This is a genomic window from Bradyrhizobium sp. Leo170 (assembly GCF_004296405.1).
GTDB lineage: Bacteria > Pseudomonadota > Alphaproteobacteria > Rhizobiales > Xanthobacteraceae > Bradyrhizobium.
In genome coordinates this window covers 18,462-34,087 of the sequence record NZ_PSRR01000019.1, presented here as the reverse complement: position 1 = coordinate 34,087, position 15,626 = coordinate 18,462, and the positions used below count along the sequence as shown (strand labels likewise).

Annotated in this window: 15 protein-coding genes; 4 read left to right on the top strand and 11 right to left on the bottom strand. The window is 63.1% G+C overall.

Annotation, left to right across the window (positions count from 1 at the left end):
* Positions 1–142 precede the first annotated feature (142 nt).
* Positions 143–1,342 (top strand): ABC transporter substrate-binding protein, encoded by a 1,200-nt coding sequence (locus tag CWO89_RS05945; RefSeq protein WP_130577707.1) that lies wholly within the window; start codon positions 143–145, stop codon positions 1,340–1,342.
* 163 nt (positions 1,343–1,505) lie between these two features.
* On the opposite strand, the gene CWO89_RS05940 is transcribed toward CWO89_RS05945, so the two are convergent.
* Both CWO89_RS05940 and CWO89_RS45730 read right to left on the bottom strand, forming a co-directional pair.
* Complete coding sequence (locus tag CWO89_RS05940) at positions 1,506–2,486, bottom strand: helix-turn-helix domain-containing protein (RefSeq protein ID WP_130577706.1); 981 nt, start codon at positions 2,484–2,486, stop codon at positions 1,506–1,508.
* Positions 2,487–2,783: 297 nt separating this feature from the next.
* Positions 2,784–2,939: a hypothetical protein gene (locus CWO89_RS45730; protein WP_165421020.1), complete on the bottom strand. Its 156-nt coding sequence runs from the start codon at positions 2,937–2,939 to the stop codon at positions 2,784–2,786.
* A 99-nt stretch (positions 2,940–3,038) separates the two neighbouring features.
* Here CWO89_RS45730 and CWO89_RS05935 point away from each other — a divergent pair, with 99 nt between their 5' ends.
* Together CWO89_RS05935 and CWO89_RS05930 are read left to right on the top strand one after the other, a co-directional pair.
* On the top strand, positions 3,039–3,239 hold the full coding sequence (locus tag CWO89_RS05935) for a hypothetical protein (RefSeq protein WP_130577705.1): 201 nt from the start codon (positions 3,039–3,041) through the stop codon (positions 3,237–3,239).
* An 80-nt stretch (positions 3,240–3,319) separates the two neighbouring features.
* Positions 3,320–4,657: an OpgC domain-containing protein gene (locus CWO89_RS05930; protein WP_130577704.1), complete on the top strand. Its 1,338-nt coding sequence runs from the start codon at positions 3,320–3,322 to the stop codon at positions 4,655–4,657.
* Positions 4,658–5,007: 350 nt separating this feature from the next.
* On the opposite strand, the gene CWO89_RS05925 is transcribed toward CWO89_RS05930, so the two are convergent.
* Together CWO89_RS05925 and CWO89_RS47620 are read right to left on the bottom strand one after the other, a co-directional pair.
* Positions 5,008–5,991, bottom strand: a complete 984-nt coding sequence (locus tag CWO89_RS05925) for an acyl-CoA dehydrogenase family protein (protein ID WP_245475762.1) — start codon at positions 5,989–5,991, stop codon at positions 5,008–5,010.
* 26 nt (positions 5,992–6,017) lie between these two features.
* Positions 6,018–6,164: a hypothetical protein gene (locus CWO89_RS47620; RefSeq protein WP_245475761.1), complete on the bottom strand. Its 147-nt coding sequence runs from the start codon at positions 6,162–6,164 to the stop codon at positions 6,018–6,020.
* Between the two features lie 258 nt (positions 6,165–6,422).
* On the opposite strand from CWO89_RS47620, the gene CWO89_RS05920 reads away from it, so the two are divergent.
* Positions 6,423–7,076: a winged helix-turn-helix transcriptional regulator gene (locus CWO89_RS05920; RefSeq protein WP_130577721.1), complete on the top strand. Its 654-nt coding sequence runs from the start codon at positions 6,423–6,425 to the stop codon at positions 7,074–7,076.
* 128 nt (positions 7,077–7,204) lie between these two features.
* Here the strand turns inward: CWO89_RS05920 and CWO89_RS05915 are convergent, their stop codons facing one another.
* The 7 genes from CWO89_RS05915 to CWO89_RS05890 all read right to left on the bottom strand — a co-directional run bounded on the left by CWO89_RS05915 (position 7,205) and on the right by CWO89_RS05890 (position 15,578).
* Positions 7,205–8,167, bottom strand: coding sequence for an alpha/beta hydrolase (locus CWO89_RS05915; protein ID WP_130577703.1), 963 nt, complete (start codon positions 8,165–8,167; stop codon positions 7,205–7,207).
* A gap of 164 nt (positions 8,168–8,331) precedes the next feature.
* Positions 8,332–11,754 carry an acyl-[ACP]--phospholipid O-acyltransferase gene (locus CWO89_RS05910; protein WP_130577702.1) on the bottom strand — a complete coding sequence of 1,141 codons (3,423 nt, stop codon included), beginning with the start codon at positions 11,752–11,754 and terminating at the stop codon, positions 8,332–8,334.
* A gap of 83 nt (positions 11,755–11,837) precedes the next feature.
* Complete coding sequence (locus CWO89_RS45725) at positions 11,838–11,990, bottom strand: hypothetical protein (protein WP_165421019.1); 153 nt, start codon at positions 11,988–11,990, stop codon at positions 11,838–11,840.
* A 60-nt stretch (positions 11,991–12,050) separates the two neighbouring features.
* Positions 12,051–12,305, bottom strand: a complete 255-nt coding sequence (locus CWO89_RS05905; RefSeq protein WP_130577701.1) for a hypothetical protein — start codon at positions 12,303–12,305, stop codon at positions 12,051–12,053.
* A 186-nt stretch (positions 12,306–12,491) separates the two neighbouring features.
* Entirely contained in the window at positions 12,492–12,911 is a 420-nt protein-coding gene (locus tag CWO89_RS05900; RefSeq protein ID WP_130577700.1) for a hypothetical protein, read from the bottom strand.
* Between the two features lie 304 nt (positions 12,912–13,215).
* Positions 13,216–14,316, bottom strand: a complete 1,101-nt coding sequence (locus tag CWO89_RS05895; RefSeq protein ID WP_130577699.1) for an LLM class flavin-dependent oxidoreductase — start codon at positions 14,314–14,316, stop codon at positions 13,216–13,218.
* Positions 14,317–14,465: 149 nt separating this feature from the next.
* Positions 14,466–15,578, bottom strand: a complete 1,113-nt coding sequence (locus CWO89_RS05890) for an NADH:flavin oxidoreductase/NADH oxidase (RefSeq protein ID WP_130577698.1) — start codon at positions 15,576–15,578, stop codon at positions 14,466–14,468.
* Positions 15,579–15,626 lie beyond the last annotated feature (48 nt).

The following is a 15,626-nucleotide window of genomic DNA, read 5'->3' as shown; positions in this document are numbered from 1 at the left end:
GCATGCATCCGCCGCGACGCAACCTCCCTGCCCGCGCGCTTGTCACGATCTCCGCCCGCTGGTTTGCTCATCGTATCGACACGCCGCGCGTGCGGCGGGCTCGATCCGACAACAAGCAGAACAACAGCAAGGGAGAGAGACAATGAAATGGCAGGCGCTCGTCGCGATTGCGGCGCTCGTGACATCGGCGGCCGCGGCGGCGGAGAAGAAATATGGTCCGGGGGTGACCGACACCGAGATCCGGCTCGGCCAGACCTCGCCCTATAGCGGGCCGGCCTCGGCCTACAGCGTCATCGCGAAGACCCAGCTCGCCTATTTCAAGATGATCAACGACAAGGGCGGCCTTAACGGACGCAAGATCAACCTGATCAGCCTCGACGATGCCTACAGCCCGCCGAAGACCGTGGAGCAGACCCGCAAGCTGGTCGAGCAGGAGGAAGTGGCCGCGATCCTCAACCCGCTGGGCACGCCGACCGGATTGAGCGTACGCAAATATCTCAACGACAAGAAGGTGCCGCAACTCTTCGTCGGCGCCGGCGCGACGCTGTGGGGCGACCACGAGCACTTCCCCTATTCGATCGGCTTCCAGCCTTCCTACCAGGCCGAGACCGCGGTCTACGCAAAATACGTGCTGAAGAACAAGCCGGACGCGAAGATCGCGCTGTTTTACCAGAACGACGACGCCGGCAAGGATTACGGCAACGGCTTCAAGAAGGGGCTGGGGCCGGAGCACGCCAAGATGATCGTGGCGGAAGCGACCTATGAATCCACCGATCCGACCATCGACAGCCAGATCGTGAAGCTGAAATCATCCGGCGCGGACGTGCTATTCATGCATGCGATCCCGAAACAGGCGGCGCAGGCGATCCGCAAGGTCGGCGAGATCGGCTGGAAGCCGGACATGTTCTTCCTGGCCGCGACCTCGACCTCGGTCTCCTCGGTGCTGAAGCCCGCCGGCTTCGACCATGCGAAAGGGATCATCTCGTCCTACTCGCTGAAGGATCCGAACGATCCACAGTGGAAGGACGACAAGGACGTCCAGGAATGGCTTGCGTTCATGAAGACCTATTTTCCTGACGGCAACATGCAGGACCAGCTCATCGTCTACGGCTATGTCGTGGCGGAAGCAACGGTGCAGGTGCTCAAGCAGTGCGGCGACGAGCTGACGCACGAGAACATCATGAAGCAGGCCGCCAATCTCGACGTGACGCTGCCGATGTTGCTGCCCGGCATCAAGCTTAGGACATCACCGACCGATTACTTCCCGATCGAAGCCATGCGCCTGCAGCGCTTCAATGGCGAAACCTGGGAGCTGTTCGGCGAAACCATCGGCAATGATTGAGTGAGCGCAGCCGCGTAGGGTGGGCAAAGCGTAAGCGTGCCCACCATCGACACTCCGCTCGTGGCGGCGGGCACGCTGCGCTTTGCCCACCCTACGACAGATGCAAGTGTTGCGCGACGCCAGCGCCGCACTGCTCGCGGCACCCGCGGATCGGGGTCACGTGTCACGCACCATTACCCCCTCCGGCGCTGCGCACGCGGCGTGGCGAATCGCCGAAGCGGGCGCGGAATAGCCGGTTGAAATGCGAAATATCCGAGAAGCCGACTTCCAGCGCGATGTCGGAAATTCGCCGCGCGTTGTCCTGGGGCTGGAACAGCAGCATAAACGCCTTTTGGAGCCGTAACTCATTCACGCGCCCCGTGAACGACGTTCCGGATGACGCCATCAGGCGCTGCAGATAACGAGGAGAGATGCCCTGCCTATCGGCTACCACCTCCAGGGTGAGCTCCGGGTCCTGAAAGTGCGCCGCGATATGGTCGAGGGCGGCGCTGTGGCGCGCAGCCATGACTGCGCTCGCGTTGCTCTCGCCCAAGGGAGCGTGCTCGCTGATTGCGAGCGCCGCGAGATCGTGGATGTGACTAACGATCGCATCACGTAGCTTAGGGGCAGCTAGAGCGTCCTCCTTCAATGCCAACTTCACATAAGTCATGAGAAGTCGGAGCGCTTCGGTTCGGCGACAAATCGGCCGCATGGTGAGGTCGTCGACCTCGGTCACGCGCGACGCAAGCGCATCGCGCGGCAAGGCCAGACCAAATTGCAATCCTTCCAGATAGGTGACAGCGACGGGCTCCGAATGCAGAATCGCCGTTGCATCGCCGCCGCGGAGCTCGAACTCCTGGCCGCGCTGCGATAGCTGACTCCTGCCGGGCAGACTGACGATGAGGCCGATCGAGTCATCACCATCAACAATGTTCGTTTGCGACCGCTTGAAGCGCATTGCTGAACCCTTCAAGGAGAGCATGCGCAACCCCTGAAGGGCGTGTAATGTCGCTTCGGCCTGAAACGGCACCTCCGATGAAGGCTCGATATCGGCGTGGACTATGGTTCGACCAAAATTCTCGCGCCACATCGGGATGCGAATCCGCTCCGGGAGCTGGCGCGTCGAGAATCGATACGATACGAAATCGGTTGCGCCGGTAGACATGGCCACTCTCCCAGCGTTGATAAAACATTCGGATAAAGTGCTCCAACAATGATGCCGGCATGTGTAGTTTGCAATTCGCGCACCAACCTTCGTTTATGCGGTGCGCAGCAGTCCAAGAAACCACAGCGTCCGCCTGCTAGTCTCACTCACCCGTGATCGATGCTGATGTGAATTGGCTCACTTGGCGGCCAGAAAATTAGACCCATAATATTATTGCGAAAATCGACGTCAAAAATCTCCTTTAAGGAGAGATAGCCGTGACAACTCTATTTCTCGTTGCCGCCATCACGCCGATTTTTAGAAATCGCCGGCGCCTGCAAGCGCTGGTTCAGCTTTACCACGTTGTTCGCGATTGATCGAACTCAACGATCCGCGGTGCAGATCGATCTGCAGCACTTGGATGTCCGCTGATACCGATTTCGTTTCGTACTTTGGCGGCACGAAAATCGTCATCAGATCTCGTCGGAAACCAACTCCCCCGGCACAGGTCATTTTCGGCCGCGGGGGAAATGCGTGGGATGTCGACGGTGATGATCAAGCGAGGATTCGATCATGTCCATCATATTAGACCTGCTTTACCGCGAATATTGCCGCGCCCGCCTCGCCGAAATGCGACAGCAGCTTCTGATCCCGGTTGCGAACGACGAAATCCGGGAAGCGAATTGCGACGCCGGCGATCCTGCCGGCCCTGGTGATCGGGTTAGCGGTGGGGACGACCGCCCCGCCACGAAAGAAGCCCAAGCCATCCGATAGCCGGGCCTCGTAACCGCATCGGCTGTCTCGTCGACCTGTGTCCGACCGAGAGCGCGCTCGCACGCTGGACAGAGTACCAGATGCATGATCGAACTCACATCTCGAAGCGATTGGCTGACGAGTCGCCGCCGGAACTCGAGGGGTTCGGCCGCGACCTGCGGATCGATGCCTGCCGCGGCATCGCACTATGGTGCATTTTTCTTGACCATGTCCCCGACAACATCGGAAGTTGGCTAACACTGCGCCACTACGGCTTCAGCGATGCCGCGGAAGTATTCATGTTCGTGTCGGGCGTGACCTGCGCGCTGGCCTACGGCAGGGCGCGTCAGCGCGAGGGCTGGAGCGGCGTGCTCAGCCGTTCGCTGCGGCGAGGATGGGACATATATGCTGCATCTTTGCTGCTCACGCTCGCTTGCGTCATCATGGTTTACCTTGCAGGCAGCGACCATCTTGCCGACGCGACCAATACGCGCATCCTGTTGGAGCATCCGGGCACGGCGCTCGCGCACGCTGCGATCCTGCAATACCGTCCCGTCAACACCGACATCTTGCCGGTTTTCGTGATTTATCACGTCCTGTTCGCGCCGCTTCTGTGGCTGCTGTTGCGCGTACCGAACGTGACGCTTGGCGCCTCGGTGTTGCTTTATGGGCTCGTGCACGTCTTCGGCTGGACCGTGCCCGCCTGGCCGCACAACGTCTGGTTCTTCAATCCCCTTGCCTGGCAGCTTCTGCTTGTGCTTGGCGCCTGGTGGGTCATCGAGGGAAACAGATTCCGGCCGTGGGTGACCTCGCGCGCGGCGCTGATCCTGGCCGTTCTCTATCTGGTTTTCAGCCTGATCATCGCATTGAGCTCGAGCATCAAGCCGCTGGAACCGCTGCTCCCGCAGACCCTGACGAATCTGCTTTTCCCAGTAGACAAATCGAATCTCAGTCCATTGCGACTGCTGCATTTTCTTGCTCTTGCGGTTTTGGCTGCATGGTTTGTGCCTCACAATTGGCGAGGGCTGGCGACGCCCGTGATGCGCGGCGCGATACGCTGTGGCGCGAACTCGCTTCCAATCTATTGCCTCGGCGTTCTGCTGGCGTTCGCCAGCCACGTGGCGCTGCTCGACATCTCGGATGGGCTTGCGATGCAGATTGCGCTCAGCCTTGGTGGAATCCTGGTGATGATCGTCGCCGCGATGCTGCTGAGCTCGATCAGGATCAAAACCGGGAGGCAGCCACGGTCGACGCAGCCGACCGAGCCCTCTCCCGCCGTCCCGGGCTTGCGCGCCGCGGCGAAGCCTTGGCGTAGCCGGGACCCTGGCCCCCTAACCACAAGCGTTTGTAGTCTGCTCCGCCGCAATCGCTTGCTCGCGCCACAACAATCACCTGTGGTTATGGGTCCCCGCTTTCGCGGGAACGACAGCGGAGTGTGACTGCCCAGCGGGCAAATCAGAAGCGTAGGGTGGGCAAAGCGCAGCGTGCCCACCCTCCGTACTCGGCTCGTGGCGGTGGGCACGCTTCGCTTTGCCCACCCTACGATTCGTTCCTCAAGAGGGTGAAACGGCCGCAAGCCTCGGACGTCTTCCGCCGCGAGGACGACGGCGCGCGTCCCCTCGGCTCTTTGACATCAGAAGCGAAAACGTCGCGCCGGCATGGGCCGTCGTCATCATGTGTTGCGCGAGTGCGGCGGCAATCCATTCGACGCCGGCGGCGGCGTGACGGATTGCCTGCCTCGCGACAACGAACGCGGCGCGACCGCGAGTTGTCGTCATCAACGCGGTGCTCAATACACCCGGTCGACCGGCAGACCGAGCGCCATCGATCCCGCATATTGCGCCTGCGGGCCCGATTGCAGCGGATGGTAGCGCGCTGCCTGGATGTCGCGGAAGCGCCGCTCCAGCCCCGTGGCGCGATAGAAGCCGGCGCCGCCGGCGAGCTCCATCGCATATTCGACCGCCGCGATCGCATGCCGCGCGACGAGCTGACGGCCCATCATCACCTGGTTGACGGTCGCAGCCGACGGCGCGTTGAGACGCACGGCAGCCAGCATCCATTCACGCGCGAGCCGCGCCGCCGCGAGCTCGGTATCCATACGGCCGGCGAGCCGGATCGCATGCTGGTCCGGCGTCTTGCGCTTCGCGGTTGCGATCGCGATGTCGCGGGCGCTCTCGGCAACGCCGAGATAGACCGAGTAGATCAGCGGGAACGCGGTGGTCGCGATGATCTGGAACAGCGGATGCCATTCGCCGGCCTTGCGTCTCGCCGCGACCGCGGCCTCCGGCACGATGTGGCCGTCGATCACAACATCGTTGGAGCCGGTGCCGCGCATGCCGAGCGTGCGCCAATTGTCGAGCACCTTCACATGCGGCGAGTTCATGGGCACGCCAAAATGCAGCACCGTTGCCGGCTCGCCTTCGCTTTCCAGCACCGCGGTCGTCATCAAGAGGTCGCCGGCGGGCGAGCCCGACGAGAACACCTTGCGCGCGGTGATGCGATAGCCGCCGTCGACCTTCTCGGCGCGGCCGGAGCCGCCGATCCAGTCCGAGCCGCCGCTCGACAACAGGATGATGCGCTCATTGGCGATGCGCCGGAGCAGCGGCTCGACGGGGGCCGCCTTCTGCACCTTCCAGCGCCAGGCGGGAATCGCGACCTGGTGGGTGTGCATGGAGAAGGCGAGCGCAGTCGAGCCGCTGTAATGGGCCAGCGTGCGCAGCATCTCGGCAAGCTCGTCGACATCGGCGCCGCCGCCGCCAAGCTCGGCCGGCACGCCGGCCTCAACCAGGCCTGCGGCCTTCAGTCGGCGAAATCCTCGGCGACGAACCTGTCCTCATCCGTCTGCTGCTCGGCGCGCCGCGCGAAGACCGGGCCAAGCTCCTCTGCGATCTCGACCGCGCTGCGCGATTTTGACGCATCGAGACTGTGTGCTGCGTTGCTGCTCATGACACTCTCCATCGTTGAGAATATCCACCGTGGGAGAGCCTAATTCCGCCGCAAAGGGCGCTCCAGTTCAGGAACTGTACTGCGACGCCGTGACCGCCGAGAGGGGCGAGAGCACGTCTGAATTGCTTACATTTTCCGCCGCGTCTTCCGGCCTGGCGCCGGGTCCGCGCTAGCATATCTGTACTACCGCATTTCAGGAGAGGCCGATTGCCTGACAGGACCGAGCGCGGAAGCTATGGGCAGTTTTGCCCGGTCGCGATGGCAGCCGAGATCGTCTGCAACCGCTGGACCGTGCTGGTGCTGCGCGAGCTCCTGTGCGGCACCACGCGCTTCAATGACCTCCGCCGCGGCGTGCCGCGGATGTCGCCCTCGCTGCTGTCGAAGCGGCTGAAGGAACTGGAGGTGGCCGGGCTGATCAGTGTGATGCCATCGGGCCAACCGGGCGTGATGAACTATCGGCCGACGCAGGCCGGCGAGGATTTGCGCGAGGTGATCATGTCGCTCGGCTTCTGGGCCCAGCGCTGGGTCGAGTCCTCGCTGTCGCTGAAGAATCTCGATCCGTCGCTATTGATGTGGGACATGCGGCGGAATCTGCGCCCCGAGCCGTTGCCGCCGCGCCGTTGCACCATCGAGTTCATCTATCCGGAGCTGTCGGGCGACCGCAGATCCTGGTGGCTCGTGATCGACGGCGCCATCGTCGACCTCTGCCTGACCGATCCCGGCTACGAGGTCGATCTCTATGTGACGTGCCCGTTGCGCACGATGACCGCGGTGTGGATGGGGATCTCGACGCTCGAGCGCGAGGTGGCAAACGGCGGCATCGAGCTCACCGGCGACAAGGCGATCGCCCGCTCGATGCAGCAATGGCTGGGCTTGAGCCCATTCGCGAAAGGCGTACGCGCCGTCGGCTGATGCTAGAGCGCGACGACTTTTCTTCGAATCGTCATCCCGCTCTATCTTTTTGTTTGAGCATGATCTCCGCGCAAACGCTTCGCGTTTGTCGCGAGGGAAAACCGGTCTCCACTTTTCCGGATCATGCTCTACGCGCCCTTGTCGAGCAGCGCCTTGAAATCCACCCGCGCGCGCTGCGCCTCGGCTCGCGCGGCCTCGGAGGCGTCGACGAGGCCGAAATAGCCGTGGATCAGGCCCTGCCCGTCATGGTGCGTAATCGGCACATCAGCCTCGCGCAGCGCGTTGGCGTAAGCGACGCCCTCATCGCGCAGCGGATCGAACCAGGCGGTGGTGACAACGGCGGGTGCGACGCCCTTCAACTCCTTCGCCCGCAGCGGCGAGACCCGCCAATCCGCGCCGTGTGCGCGCTCTTCGAGATAATGCCCGCAGAACCACTCCATCACCGCGCGCGACAGGAAGTATCCTTCCGCATTCTCGGCCCGCGACGGAAACCGCGCATTCTCCGCGGCGTCTGCAAAATTGCCGACGACGTCGGTGACGGGATAGACCAGCAGTTGGCCGGCGAGCCTGATCCCGGCATCGCGGCAGGCGAGCGCGCTGGCGGCTGCGAGATTACCGCCGGCGCTGTCGCCGGCAACGCCCACGCGAGCTACGTCGCCGCCGAATTCCTTGATGCGGCCGACCACGTCGCGCGCCGCGGCAAAGGCATCCTCGAACGCGCCGGGGAAACGCGTCTCCGGCGGGCGGCGATAGTCGACGGAAACCACCACCGCGCGGGTTTCGATGGCAAGGTTGCGCGCCTGCCGGTCATGGGTCTCGAGGTCGCCCGCGACCCAGCCGCCGCCGTGGAAGAACACGACCGTTGGTGCAATCCCGCTGCCGTTGCGATAGACCCGCGCCGGCCGCGGACCTGCGCCGCCGGCCACGTTGATATCCTTCACATGCTCGACCAGCGGCGGCGGGATCGCCGCGCGCGCGGCAGCGAGATCGCGCAGTTGCTGCCGCGCACTCTGCGGCGTCATGGCCTTTGGATCGCGCAGCGGCAGCAGCGGGATGATCTTCTCGATCACGGGATCAAGCGGGAGAGGCATCGAGTTCCTCCGGAGTTCCGGCCGGCGTTTTGTTGGCCGGCATCATTGTTGTTTGGTCGAATCGTAGCCCGGATGGAGCGCAGCGCAATCCGGGATTCATCCCGTCGGATCGAGCGGCCCGGATTTCGCTGCGCTCGATCCGGGCTACGGAACTCGCAGCGATGTTACGCCACGTCGGCCATCGGCTCTGCTGGCGGCGGCGCCGCGGCAGCGAGTTCCTTGGCGAACGCGATCGCCGCGACATAGTCGGTCTTGCCGGAGCCGAGCAGCGGCACCTTGTCGACGACGCGGATATCGGCCGGCACGGCAAGCTCGGAGGCGCCTGTCGCCTTGGCCTGTCGCTGCATCGCAGATCGCTCGGCATCGCGCTGCGTGGTCAGGAGCACGATGCGTTCGCCCTTGCGCGCATCGGGAATGGAGACCGCGACCGAGATCGCCTGCGGCCACAACGCGGACCCCATCGCTTCCACCGCCGACAGCGACACCATTTCGCCCGCGATCTTCGCAAACCGCTTGGCGCGGCCCTTGATGGCGATGAAGCCCGCGGCGTCGATGGTGACGATGTCGCCGGTGTCGTGCCAGCCATCGACGAGCTTCTCCAGCACGCCCGGATTTTCCGCGCGCAAGTACCCGAGCATCACGTTCGGCCCGCGCACCGAGAGCCGGCCGCCCTCCTCGATGCCGGGGACCGGATCGAGACGGTATTCCATCAGGGGCGACAGCCGGCCGACGGTGCCGGGGCGGTTCGCCATCGGCGTGTTCATGGCGAGCACCGGTGCGGTCTCGGTGACGCCATAGCCTTCGAGGATGCGGATGCCGTAGCGCTCCATATAGACCTGCCGCGTGCGGTCCTTCACCGCCTCCGCGCCCGCCAGCACCAGCCGCAGCGTGCGGAAGTCGTAAGCATGCGCCGAGCGGGCATAGCCGGTGAGGAACGTATCGGTGCCGAACAGGATGGTGGCGCCGGTCTGGTAGATCAGTTCCGGCACGATGCGGTAATGCAGCGGCGACGGATACATGAAGATCGGAATCCCTGCGAGCAATGGCATCATCATGCCACCCGTAAGTCCGAACGAATGGAACACCGGCAGCACGTTGAACACCTTGTCGTTGCCATTGGCATCGACCCGCGCCAGCGCCTGCGCCGCGTTGGCCAGGATATTGCGATGGGAGAGCACGACGCCCTTCGGCGTCCCCTCCGAGCCCGAGGTGAACAGGATCACGGCGGGATCATCCGCCCTGCGCGCGACACGCGGCGCGGTGCCGGCCAAGAGGCCAAGGATCTTGTCGAGCGCGTTGACGGTCGCGCGGATGTCTTCGAGATAGACGATGCGCGCTTCAGGAGCGATCGCCGCGATCAGCTTGTCGAGCTTACCCTTCTCGATGAAGGCGCGGGAGGTGAGCACGGTCCTGATCTGCGACGCCTTCATCGCCGAGAGCACATTCACGGGGCCAGCGGAGAAGTTGAGCATCGCCGGGACGCGGCCGATGGTTTGCAGCGCCATGAAGACGACGGCGACGCCGGCCGAGTTTGGCAGCAGCACGCCAATGTTCTCGCCGATGGCAGTGCCCTGCTCGAGCTTGCGGCTCAGCACCTGTGCACCAAGGATGAGCTTGCGATAGGTGAGTTTCGTGCCCAGCGCGTCCTCAACGACCACCTTGCCGGTGTCGCGGTCACGATGGGCATGGGCAAGCGCCTCGAACAGGGTGTGATCGAGCATAGCATTCTTCACCATCGCTTCTATCATGACGTCCTGCAGCGCAGCGCCGGCGGCATTGCGGCGGGCCTTGCCTTTCAACGACTGGTCGATCGACAATGTAACCGGCGGCAGAATCGTGATCGTCACCTTCGGGAACCAGGAGCGCTTGATCTCGCCGTTCTTGAGATAACTCAGATGCGAGCGCTGCGCGCCCTCGATCCTGACAGGAACGATCACGGCATCGGCCTTGTCGGCGATCATCGCGGTGCCGTCATAGACCTTCATCAGCGAGCCATGCACGGTCAGCCGGCCTTCGGGGAAGATCACGACAGGTTCAGCGGAGGCGACCAGCTTGATCAGGTCACGCGCGCCGAGCGGCTTGGTCGGATCGACGGTGATGTGGCGGACCATTTTCAGGAACGGCTTGGCCCACCACGCCTTCGCAATTCCGGTATCGACGGCAAAGCTGGCGTCGATCGGCAGCGTCGCGTGCAGCAGCGGGCCGTCGACCAGACTGACATGGTTGGGCGCGATCAGCATGCGCGTGCCCGCGGGCGGCAGATTCTCAATGCCGCGAACCTCGACGCGGAACAGCGCACGGAACAGCAAGGCGCCGAAGTCGCGCACACCCTCCTTGCCCCACTTCTTGAGCACGAACCACACCGAACCGAAGCTCGCGACGGCAAGGCCGAAGAAGATCCAGGCGATCGAAAGCCCGGCATATTGCAGCAGCGCGACGAACAGCGAGCCCACCACCATGAAGCCGGCCTGCAGGATGTTGCCGGCCGCGATGATCCGGGCGCGCTCCGATGGCGCGGTCCAGGCCTGCACCGCGGCGAACGCCGGCACCACGAACAGGCCGCCGCCGATGGCGAACAGGAAGAAGCCGACCAGCATATGCAGCCCGCCAAACGAGGTCGCGAACGCTGCCGCGGTCACGCCGTTGCCCGGCACGGTCGCGCCGATCACCGCGGCGAGATCGAGACCAACGACGCCCATGATGATGGCGCCGATCGGCACCAGCGCGAGATTGGGCCTGACGTGGCTGAGCTGTGCCGCAATCAACGAGCCGGTCGCGATGCCGATCGCAAAGGTCGCAAGGCACAAAGTGACGACGCCTTCGGTGCCTCCAACGCCTTCCTTGATCAGCGCGGGCAGCAGCGACAGCACGACCGCGCCGGCGAGCCAGAACCAGGACACGATCACCATGCCGTCCCACAGACGTGGCTCGGCATAGAGCGACTTGAGCAGCCGCACCGTGGACGTCCACGGATTGGCGGTGATGGCGAGTTCGGGTGCGGACGGCGTGGTGGCGGGAATGCGCGCGGCGAACGCCCAGGACAGGACGGACAGGCCGACCACGGCAAGCGAGATCCAGCCCATGTGGCTCGCGCCCGCGACGAACAGGCCGCCGGCGATGGTGCCGATCAGGATTGCCAGGAAAGTTGCACCTTCGACCAGCGCGTTGCCGGTGGCGAGCTCGCCAACCGAGAGCTGGTCGGGCAGGATCGCGTATTTCACCGGGCCGAACAGCGCTGCGACCGTGCCGAACAGCGCCAGCGCGGCGAACAGAAGCGGCACCGAATGCAGGAAGAAGCCGGCCGCCGCAAAGCAGGCAGCAAAGATCTCGAGGAATTTCAGCCGCCGGGCGACGACCGATTTCACATACTTGTCCGCGAGCTCACCGCCGAGCGCCGACAATACGAAGAAGGGAAAGATGAAAACGGCGCCGGCAAGTGTTACCAGCGACGCATTCTCGCCGGCGGTCGCGCCGTAGAGCAGAATGATGACCAGCGCGTTCTTCAGGACGTTGTCATTAAGGGCCGAGAAGAACTGCGCCCAGAACAATGGCGCGAAACGGCGGGACGACATCAACTGTTTGATCATAACCGGTTCCTGGGCAGTTCGGCCGAAAGTCCTTGGCCTTGTAAAATTCGTTTTGGGGTTATCGGGGTCAGGAAAAGCGAAAGTTAAGCAGTGATGCCGTTGCTATTAGTGTTCTTGATTGCCTCGCGGTTCGACGTCGCAAGTCGCGGCATCGGCTGACCATGCACGGCAAAGATGTACGAGACCTTGTGCCTGGTTGTGGTGCGGCCATGTTGGCCGGCGACAATGCGGAGCATGGTGATTTCTTGGTTAGGAACCGGCTCCGCAATCGAGGCGAATTGGACCGTTCGGCCGTCTCAGGTGAGCTCGCTGAGCGAACCGAACGGCCAGCGCCCGCGGGGACGCTGCATTTGCCGCGCACGACGCCGGATCTGTGCTGCAAACCGGCGGCGTTCGAGCACGCCGGCAACGTCGCAGGCGTTGGCAATACGATTGATCGGCGCGGTGATGACGCGGGCGATCGACCTGCCAAATTCCAGGACGGACTTGAGGACATCCACGAAGAAGGTCGTGGTCAGTTGCCGGGTCAGTTGCAGGACAAGTGTTTCCATGTGAGCGGCCTCCGGATGAATTTGAGCAACGCTCATTTTATAGCGCGAAAATGAGCGTCGCTCAAGAAATATCTTCGCAAGGACCGAAAGCGCACATGCCCGATCGACAGGCAGCCGCCGCTTCAGAAATTAAGTCATTGATATTATATACAATTAATGCATCCGAGCCCCGTCGGCAGCTTCGACCTAGCGCATACGCGCGATCGTGCCGGCGACAATCTGCATGGCGACGCCGAACACCCATCCGATCATGATCGCAACCGTCCAGGCGACATGCGGCTCGATGCGAAGCACGATGAGGACCACCGAGACGAAGGCGACCAGTGCCGCAAGAAACGTCCCGACCGCACTCATGAATTCCGCCGCATCGATATTCCCGCGCGAGGATTGATCGCTCGGCGGCTGGAATGGCAGTGGCGGCGTGTCGATGCCGAGATAGAAGCCGATTGCGCCGCAGATCATCATGAGCAGAAGAAATCCCTGCGACGTAAAGGCAGAGATGCCTGACCCGACAAGGGCCGCCACGAACAGGCCGCTCGCGGCTCCCGCCATGGCAAGGCCAAGGCGCTCGAGAACATGGGCGAACTTTCGTACGCGGGACCGCATCGTGCCGATCCCCCATGATAATGATCAGGCTACGCCTCTTTCCGATAGCGTGAAAGATACCGTTCGCATGTGGCGCTGCACATGTCGGCGGCCCATGTTCACCGCAAATTGCGCTGATAACGGCGATTAGTTACCGCGATTATCGATTTTCTGCAGACTCGCAGCTCTCGTAGGGTGGGCAAAGCGCAGCGTGCCCACCATCGAGCATTCCGCTCGCAATGGTGGGCACGCTTTCATCGTCACTTGTGGTGAGCTGCGGTGGATGTAGTCGCTTTGCCCACGCTATGCTCTGCGATCGCTTCTGCTACGCTGCGCGGCCGAACTCGCTGCCGAGATGCTTGAGCCGCGGCAGCACTTCCTGCTTCAACAGTTGCAGCGAGTGGTGCCAGGCTTCCGGCTTGTGCTTGTAGTCGAATCCGAACACGAGCAGCACGCCGAAGCCGCCGACTTCCTGATAGATCTTCTCGATCTTCTCGGTGACGGTCGCGGGCGAGCCGACGATCCAGTTGTGGCGGGCGCAATATTCGACGTTGACGTCGCTGTCCGGCACGTCGGGCGTGGCTTTCAGATAGTCCTTGAAGCCGAAGTGACCGAGCAGCGGCAGGAAATACTCGCCCATCATCCGCCCCATCATGTCGCCGGTCGACAGACGCCAGGCTTCCTCGTCGGTGTCGGCGACAAAGACTTCGCGCACCAATCGCCAATCCTGCCTGCTCGGCTTGCGACCAGTCTTCGCTGCGCCCGCCTCCACCGAATCCCAGTGGCTGCCGACATAGGCCGGGTTGAGGTTGAGGCTCATCGGGATGAAGCCGCGCTCGCCCGCCAGCTTCAGCGTGTCAGAGTTCTTGGACAGGCCGGCGACCCCGATCGGCGGATACGGTGCCTGCTTCGGCTTGAGGTGGGGCTTGAGGAAATCGAACATCGTGTCCGGTTTCGTCACCGTCCAGTATTTGCCCTTGTATGTCCACGGAGCATCGTCGGTCCAAAGCTTCAGGATGATCTCGAGCGCTTCGCGCGTCATGTCGCGGTTCTGGCCGGACATGCCGTCGACATTGAACATCGCCCAGTCGCTCGGCAGGCCGCTTGCAGCGACACCGAAATTGAGCCGCCCATTGGAGAGATGATCGAGCATTGCGACGCGGTTCGCGAGTTCAGCCGGATGGTGATAGGGCAGCAGGAAGCCGCCGGGACCGATGCGGATGTTCTTGGTCTGCAGCAACGCCTGCGCGACCAACAGATCCGGAGACGGATGCGGCTCCCAGGGCGCGGTGTGGTGCTCGCCGATCCACGCTTCCTGATAGCCGAGTTCGTCCAGCCACCTGAGCACCTGCAGGTCCCAATCGTGGCCCTCCTTCAATCCGCACTCCGGCGGATGCGAGGGCATCGCGAAATATCCTAGTTCCATGGCTTTCCTCTCGCTTGTTTCTGGTGCGACTTTGCCGTCGCATCTCATGCACAAGCGAGAGTACTCACCCCGGTTGCGGCGGAATAGTGGCTTTCGTCATTGCAGAGCGGAATGGCCGTTTCACTTTCGCTCGCAATGACGGTGAAGACTTACCGCGCCCCGAACGTCGTCGCGCCGAACAACGCCTTGTGCGTCGACGGTTGCGAACGCCAATACTGCGGCGGTGCGTCAACCTGTCCGCCGAGTTCAGCAGCGGCGTGCCAAGCCCAGCGCGGATCGTAGAGCATGCCGCGGGCGAGCGCGACCATATCAGCCTTGCCGGAGGCGACGATCTCTTCAGCCTGCTTAGCATCCGTGATCAGGCCGACTGCCATGGTGGTGACATCAGTTGCTTCTTTCACGGCCTGCGCGAGCGGCACCTGATAGCCCGGGCCCAGTGGAATCTTTTGCAATGGCGAAACGCCACCGGAGGACACATCGATCCAGTCGACCCCGCGCGTCTTCAATTCCTTAGCGAATTCGATCGTCTGCGCGACGTCCCAGCCGCCCTCGACCCAATCAGTCGCCGACACCCTGATGCCAACGGGCTTGCGATCCGGGAATGCGGCACGCACCGCGTCGAACACTTCAAGCGGGAAGCGCATGCGGTTTTCGAGCGAACCGCCATACTGGTCGGTGCGCCTGTTCGAGATCGGCGACAAGAACTGATGCATCAAATAGCCGTGCGCGCCATGCAGTTCGAGCGCGTCGATGCCAAGCCGGTCGGCACGCTTGGCGGCCGTCACAAAATCGTCGCGGATGCGCTTGAGCCCGGCCTCGTCCAACGCGAGCGGCGCCGCCTCGCCTTCCTTGTGCGGAACGGCCGATGGCGCCACGGTCTGCCAGCCGCCTTCGGACAGCGGGATCAGCTGCCCGCCATCCCAGGGTCGATGGCTCGATCCCTTGCGGCCGGCATGCGCAAGCTGCATCGCGACCGCTGCTTTCGAATGTTTGCGCACCGAGGCCAGGATCGGCTTCAGCGCGGCTTCGGTGGCGTCGTTGTAGAGACCAAGACAGCCGGGCGTGATGCGGCCGATGGCCTCCACATGCGTGGCTTCGATGCAGAACATCGCCGCGCCCGATAGCGCCAGCATGTTGATATGCGTGAAATGCCAGTCATTGGCCTCGCCGTTTTCTGCCGAATATTGGCACATCGGCGATACCATGATCCGGTTGGGTAATTTCAGGCCGCGCAGCTCGATCGGGGAAAACAGGGCGCTCATGTGGGGATCCGGATAGGAGGGAAACTGCCCTTTCATCTAGCGACGCCC